Source organism: Burkholderia sp. BCC1208 (genome assembly GCF_902833095.1).
GTDB lineage: Bacteria > Pseudomonadota > Gammaproteobacteria > Burkholderiales > Burkholderiaceae > Burkholderia.
In genome coordinates this window covers 1-827 of record NZ_CADFDY010000027.1, presented here as the reverse complement: position 1 = coordinate 827, position 827 = coordinate 1, and the positions used below count along the sequence as shown (strand labels likewise).

At 62.4% G+C, this 827-nt stretch carries 1 protein-coding gene; it reads left to right on the top strand.

Annotated elements, in window-relative coordinates; genetic code table 11:
* Positions 1-827, top strand: an 827-nt coding sequence (locus HWX09_RS33390; protein ID WP_175888626.1) for an IS256-like element IS1356 family transposase, incomplete at both ends; no start/stop codon positions are given.

Here is an 827-nt window from a genome sequence, read left to right as displayed (position 1 = left end):
GTGCTGATCGCCAAGGGCGAGCGACGCTTCACCGGCTTCGACGACAAGATCATCGCGATGTACGCACGCGGCATGAGCGTGCGGGAGATTCAGGGTTTCCTGCTGGAGATGTACGGCATCGAGGTGTCGCCGGACTTCATCAGTACGGTGACCGATGCCGTGATCGACGAAGTGCGCGAATGGCAGCAGCGGCCGCTCGAGCCGATGTACCCGGTCGTGTTCTTCGACGCCTTGCGAGTCAAGATCCGCGACGAAGGCGTCGTGCGCAACAAGGCGATCTACCTGGCGCTGGGCGTGCGGCGCGACGGCACACGCGACGTGCTGGGCCTTTGGATCGAACAGACCGAGGGCGCCAAGTTCTGGCTACGGGTGGTGAATGACCTGAAGCTGCGCGGCGTGCAGGATATTCTGATCGCCGTGGTCGACGGCCTGAAGGGCTTCCCGGAAGCGATCAACACGGTGTTCCCGGAAACGACGGTCCAGACCTGCATCGTGCATCTGATCCGGAACTCACTGGACTTCGCCAGCTGGAAAGACAGGAAATCGGTCGCAGCGGCGCTCAAGGAGATCTATCGGGCACCGTCGGCCGAAGCCGCCGCCGTGGCGCTGGACGCGTTCGATACGAGCCCGTGGGGTACGAAATACCCTCCGATTGCCGCGCTCTGGCGCCGAGCCTGGGATCAGGTGATTCCGTTCTACGCCTTCGCGCCTGACATCCGGAAAATTGTATATACGACCAACGCGATCGAGTCGCTGCACATGCAGCTTCGGAAGATCATCAAGGCGCGCGGCCACTTCCCGTCGGACGAGGCCGCGCTCAAACTGAT